The sequence below is a fragment of the Vibrio sp. genome (assembly GCF_050299255.1).
Taxonomy (GTDB): domain Bacteria; phylum Pseudomonadota; class Gammaproteobacteria; order Enterobacterales; family Vibrionaceae; genus Vibrio.
The window spans coordinates 1-5,868 of sequence record NZ_JBNKVP010000124.1; the positions used below are offsets into that span (position 1 = coordinate 1).

Sequence of the window (5,868 nt, forward strand, 5' to 3'; positions counted from 1 at the left end):
AAAGCCGGGAGTCAGGCAAATTCGGGTCATCACCAAACAAATCTTCGTAGATACAGTGTGCGGCAGTAAGGACATATTCAGGTGTGAGCATGGTGCCGCCACAATATGATCCATTGCTATATATCGTGTTAGTTTTGATAAACAGGCTGGCAAATGAGGGGTAATTGGCAATGTTAGTAACTGGAGTACCGTTAACGATATAGGAGCTAACAGGAGTGCTGTCCGCGTGGGTGATACTAGTCGCCATAACCAGAAGGGCTAAAGGCCATATCATTATTCTCATAATACCCGACCTGAAATTTGTTTGATATTTTTATCAGTATAACGGAATGCCCCATTTTGTCGGTGCCAATAAAACAAACGCTCGATGAAAAACATCGAGCGTTTCATTTGTTAAACCAACTCTTAAATCAGCGACAAATAACAGCAGCAAAAATGACGGCGTTGATCAGTGAACGCGTCGCCAGCGTGCCAATATCAGCAGCATTAAACCGCCAATTATACCCAGGCTACCACCACCGGATGATTGCGGTTGTACATTATTAGAGTTATCAGAACCTGTGTCGGTATCAGTGCTTGGGTCACTGTCACTCCAGAGTACCCGGGTACCATTTTGTGTCAGCACTTTATGTTTTGGCACTTCCATGCCATTGATCACGTTCATAATCCAATCTTGATAGTCAGCTATTTCGGTAAAGACCGAAGTGACACCTAAGTTCGGATTACCACATATACCCGGTCCGAAACTGGTAATCCCTATCTGCTTGTATTGTCCGCCTTCGTACCAATAGACCGGTCCACCCGAATCTCCAAAGCAAGTGGCATTTTTGTATTCAGGCCCTTCAGCACCATCAAAACAGATTTGTTTATCGGTGACATTAGAGCCAAAGACAGTTTGGCACGCAGCTTGACCTACTATAGTCAAGTCCGTTTCCAATAACTGGCTATTATTGTCCTCATACGTATCTGCGTATTCAGATGAAATCAGCCCGTGTCCTACCGCTTTATATTCGCCGTCACTTGGGTAGTTATTGTTGGTTTCGAAATTTAATACATACTGAAAATTTTGCGCACCGATAGGCTGTTCCAGTTTAATGATGGCAATATCATTGGCATAAAGCGCACCCGCGGAGTGCACATAGTTATCCGGATAATAAAATTCACTGGCACGCGCTTGCTGGCTACCAATGAAGTTCTGTTCGTCAGATAACTGTGGCGCAACCACCATATACAGCATTCCCACCGTATCCGGCTGAGAGCTATCGTGTAAACAGTGTGCTGCGGTTAATGCATATTCAGAGTTGATCATGGTAGCACCACAAAACGCGGTGGTACTGTACAGATCACCATTGCGTAAAAACAGACTGGCAAACGACGGATAATTGTTTATGTCGACCGGGTTACCATTCACGATGTAAGCACTGACTTCTACATTACTGGCTTGGGAATAGGCGGGCATTAATAGGCTTGCCAAAACAACCGTTATCCATCTCATAGACTTACTACTTTTATGAAAAATAAACAAAACCCGATTGTAAGCCATTCCAGAAAACAAAAAACCTCCCAATATGCAGGGAGGTTTATAAATACGACTTATATCTCATTACAGTAAATGTAATGTCTTAAAGTCATTAGCCACGGTAGTAACGTTGCGGCACAAACGGCATTTTCTCAACCGTCATCGGCAGCATTTTTCCACGTACTTCGGCAAACACTTCAGTGCCAATAGCCGCCAGGTCAGCGCGGACATAAGCCATAGAAACCGGCTTACCGGCAGTTGGGCCTGCTGTACCACTGGTTACTACGCCGATTTTACCGCCATCGGTGTCAAACAGCTCTGTACCTTCACGTACCGGCGCTTTGGTTTGACCTACCAGGCCAACACGTTTGCGAGACACATCTTTGGTTTCGATTTGATCCAGAATGATATCTGCACCAGGGAAACCGCCAGCACGCTCACCTTCAGCGCGGCGTACTTTCTGAATGCCCCATAGCAGGCTGGCTTCAACTGGCGTTGTGGTTTGGTCCAGATCGTGACCATACAGGCACAGACCACACTCAAGGCGCAGCGAGTCACGTGCACCCAGGCCAATCCACTCAACTTCAGCTTCGGCAGTCAGTTTACGCGCCAGCGCTTCTGCGTGGTCAGCCGGAACAGAGATCTCATAACCATCTTCGCCGGTGTAACCACTGCGGCTAACGATGCATTCAACACCGTCGATGTCCAGCTTCTGCACATCCATAAACAGCATCTCAGCAACAGCTGGCTGGAAGCGAGCCAGAACTTCGGCTGCTTTCGGGCCTTGCAGAGCCAATAGAGCGCGGTCTTCAATGATTTCCAGAGACACATCAGCAGGCAGATGTGCTTCCAGGTGCGCGATATCCTGTGCTTTACATGCTGCGTTGACTACCACAAACAGGTGATCACTCAGGTTTGCCACCATCAGGTCATCCATGATGCCGCCCTGTTCATTGGTGAAAAACGCATAACGCTGTTTGCCAGCGGCCAGGTCGATGATGTCTACCGGTACCAGAGTTTCCAGAAACGCTGCAGCACCTTCACCGTGCAGGCGAAGTTGGCCCATGTGAGACACATCAAACAGACCCGCAGCATCGCGAGTGTGCAAGTGTTCTTTTTTCACGCCCAGCGCGTATTGAACTGGCATATCGTAACCAGCGAAAGGAACCATTTTGGCACCCGCTTCAATATGTAGCGCATGCAGTGGGGTGTTTAACAGCTCTTGATTCAGGTTTTCTTGAGTCATTTTCTTCTCCGTTAAGCCAGACTCAGCGCAGGGCATTCCGCTACCAGTCTTGTCTTAGTTTCTAATGCAACAAGCATGTTTCCAATAATAAACAAAGAACCACGCATTTTTCACCATTAACAACTTCAAAACATATCAAAATGTGACCGTTAACAGGAAATCTACATTCCCTCCAGGCCAAATTTGGTATTTTTTGCCTAAAAAACCGCCAATTCATGGCGGCGTTCGGTAATCAGCAATCGATTGCTTTCACTATAGGAAATTTTTACCGAAGACGCCTCGCTCGTCTCCGGTTGTGGTTATTTAGCGGTCACCCACAAAATTTGAGCATCATTCTCACTCAGTGAGATCAGCATATGACCCATGTTGGCGTCGTAGTAAACGCTATCCCCAGTGGCCAGTTTGACCGGTTCGTAAAACTCAGAATAGAACATCACTTCGCCGGACAAAATCAGCAGAAATTCTTCACCATCGTGACGTACCCAGTCGCTGTACTCTTCAAACGTCCGCGCACGTACCTGGCTCTTAAACGGCATCATTTTCTTATTAGAAAGTTGGGTTGCCAGCAGTTCGTGTTCATAGGTAGGTGTCGGGTGAGGTTTGCCCTCTCCGGCCAGGGTGATATCACGCCGGCCTGCCGCCACCTTTTTTCTAGGCGGTTCAAATAGTTGTGGCATATCGATCTGCAAGCCCAACGCCAGTTTCTGCATCGCCTGGAACGTTGGTGAGATCTGCTCATTCTCTATCTTACTTAAGGTAGAACGAGCAAGCCCGGTGCGCTGACTGGCCTCTTCCAGTGTCAGCCCCAATTTAACGCGAATATCCTTTATTCTCTGACCCAATTTTAATGGCTCGATATTCGGCTCACCGGCCTCTCGGGCCAGGGTCAATGATGGGTATTCATCATAGATATCTTCAGACATGCCATCCCTCTGCGATCTCTTTTCCTATAGTCATTTTTCATTGTGGCATGAAGAACCGCAATGATTAAAGTCTACTCAAGTAATAAAGCGTGCTCTGTCTAACAAAATTGGAAACTCTGTTTCCTATAGGAAATTTTTATTTGATTGTTGGTTACACAGGCGGTATGTTATCGGCTTGTTAGATGAAGAGACGCATTAGCGGGCACTGGCAAAGTCCAATATTAACAAACCAGCCCGCGATTGACGCTCACACTACAGGGACACAATCAGCCGTTCAGCGTGCGCTCCACCACATTGAACTGTGTTAAACAAAAGGCCAGGCAAGCAACAACTATAACGCCAGCTTGCCGAAAATTTGGAAGGTCATCTACCATGAACAAATCTTACCAGAACCACAGCCTAGAGAATTTTTTCTCCACTAACCTTGCTGCAACAGACGACGCCGTATTCGCTGGTATTGAAGCGGAAAATGCTCGTCAGAATGACCAGATTGAATTGATTGCTTCAGAGAACATCGTTTCTAAAGCAGTGATGCAAGCACAAGGCACCTGCCTGACCAATAAATACGCAGAGGGCTACCCTGGCCGTCGTTACTATGGCGGTTGTGAGCACGTTGATACCGTTGAGGCGATCGCTATCGAGCGCGCCAAAAAACTTTTTAATTGCGAATACGCAAACGTTCAACCTCACTCTGGCGCTCAAGCCAATGGCGCAGTGAAACTGGCGCTGCTGCAACCAGGCGACACCATTTTAGGTATGTCTCTGGATGCCGGTGGTCACCTGACTCACGGCGCACGCCCTGCACTTTCCGGTAAATGGTTTAACGCCGTTCAGTATGGTGTGGATCGCGAAACACTGGAAATCAACTACGATGATGTTCGCGCTCTGGCGCTGGAGCACAAGCCTAAAATGATTATTGCCGGCGGTAGTGCGATTCCACGTGTGATTGATTTCGCTAAGTTCCGTGCTATCGCAGACGAAGTAGGTGCTTACTTGATGGTGGATATGGCCCACATCGCCGGTCTGATTGCTACCGGCGCGCACCCAAGCCCGCTACCACACGCACACGTAGTTACTACCACTACGCACAAAACGCTGCGTGGCCCGCGCGGTGGCATGATCCTCACTAACCATGAAGAGATCATCAAGAAGATTAACTCAGCGGTATTCCCTGGCCTGCAAGGCGGCCCGCTAATGCACGTAATTGCCGCTAAAGCGGTCGCGTTCGGCGAAGCGCTGGGTCCTAAATTCGGCACTTATATTGATTCGGTGATCAGTAACGCAAAAGTTCTTGCGGAAGTATTGCAAACTCGCGGCTGCGATATCGTTACTGGCGGTACTGATACACACCTGATGCTGGTTGACCTTCGTCCTAAAGGTCTGAAGGGCAACAAAGTTGAAGAAGCTCTGGAGCGTGCTGGGATCACATGTAACAAAAATGGCATCCCATTCGATTCAGAAAAACCTATGATTACTTCTGGTATCCGTTTAGGAACACCAGCGGGTACCAGCCGAGGCTTTGGCACAGAAGAATTCCGTCAAATCGGCCACTGGATCGGTGATGTACTCGACGGTCTGGTGGAAAATCCGGAAGGTAATCCAGAAGTTGAACAGCGTGTACGCAAAGAAGTCAAAGCGCTGTGTAATCGCTTCCCACTTTACCAGTAACAATTTTAAATCCTGACTAAAAGTTATTTTTTGGAGATTAAGCAATGGACAACACACTGAAGTTTGCAGATAGCCACGAGTGGGTACGCGACAATGGTGACGGCACAGTGACTATCGGCATTTCTGAGCACGCACAAGAAATGTTAGGTGACGTTGTATTCGTAGACCTACCTGCAGTAGAAGACGAAATTGAAGCAGGCGACAGCTTTTCACTGGTTGAGTCTGTAAAAGCAGCGTCTGACATCTACGCACCGGTATCTGGTGAAATCGTTGAAATCAATGAAGAGCTGGAAGATAGCCCAGAGCTGATCAACGAAGAACCTTATGAAGGTGGCTGGATTGTTAAAGTGAAAATGTCTGACGCCAGCGAGCTGGACAATCTGAAATCTGCAGAAGACTACTTAAATTCTATCGAAGAAGAGTAAGCATCTGATTGATAAAGGCTGCCCCAACTCGGGCAGCTTTTTTGAAGGTTCGTATTCATACTGAGATATGGAACCTTTGAAAGGAAG

6 protein-coding genes are annotated in these 5,868 nt (G+C 47.5%); 2 read left to right on the forward strand and 4 right to left on the reverse strand.

Annotated elements, in window-relative coordinates; genetic code table 11:
• The 4 genes from ACQY6F_RS17915 to ACQY6F_RS17930 form a co-directional block, all read right to left on the reverse strand.
• A partial coding sequence (locus ACQY6F_RS17915; RefSeq protein WP_428776392.1) for a trypsin-like serine protease occupies positions 1-283 on the reverse strand: 283 nt, incomplete at its 3' end.
• Between the two features lie 165 nt (positions 284-448).
• Entirely contained in the window at positions 449-1,474 is a 1,026-nt protein-coding gene (locus ACQY6F_RS17920) for a S1 family peptidase (RefSeq protein ID WP_428776394.1), read from the reverse strand.
• A gap of 157 nt (positions 1,475-1,631) precedes the next feature.
• Positions 1,632-2,765 carry a glycine cleavage system aminomethyltransferase GcvT gene (gene gcvT / locus ACQY6F_RS17925; protein ID WP_428776395.1) on the reverse strand — a complete coding sequence of 378 codons (1,134 nt, stop codon included), beginning with the start codon at positions 2,763-2,765 and terminating at the stop codon, positions 1,632-1,634.
• A gap of 299 nt (positions 2,766-3,064) precedes the next feature.
• Entirely contained in the window at positions 3,065-3,688 is a 624-nt protein-coding gene (locus tag ACQY6F_RS17930; RefSeq protein ID WP_428776397.1) for a helix-turn-helix domain-containing protein, read from the reverse strand.
• Between the two features lie 372 nt (positions 3,689-4,060).
• On the opposite strand from ACQY6F_RS17930, the gene ACQY6F_RS17935 reads away from it, so the two are divergent.
• Positions 4,061-5,356, forward strand: coding sequence for a serine hydroxymethyltransferase (locus ACQY6F_RS17935; protein ID WP_428776399.1), 1,296 nt, complete (start codon positions 4,061-4,063; stop codon positions 5,354-5,356).
• A gap of 44 nt (positions 5,357-5,400) precedes the next feature.
• A complete protein-coding gene (gene gcvH, locus ACQY6F_RS17940) occupies positions 5,401-5,781 on the forward strand; it encodes a glycine cleavage system protein GcvH (protein ID WP_428776401.1) in 381 nt (126 codons plus the stop codon).
• The last annotated feature ends 87 nt before the right edge of the window (positions 5,782-5,868 follow it).

Excerpts from the sequence above, each read along its gene's own strand:
- gcvT (WP_428776395.1), bottom strand. The coding sequence starts at position 2,765 with ATGACTCAAGAAAACCTGAATCAAGAGCTGTTAAACACCCCACTGCAT.
- ACQY6F_RS17930 (WP_428776397.1), bottom strand. The coding sequence starts at position 3,688 with ATGTCTGAAGATATCTATGATGAATACCCATCATTGACCCTGGCCCGA.
- ACQY6F_RS17935 (WP_428776399.1), top strand. The coding sequence starts at position 4,061 with ATGAACAAATCTTACCAGAACCACAGCCTAGAGAATTTTTTCTCCACT.
- gcvH (WP_428776401.1), top strand. The coding sequence starts at position 5,401 with ATGGACAACACACTGAAGTTTGCAGATAGCCACGAGTGGGTACGCGAC.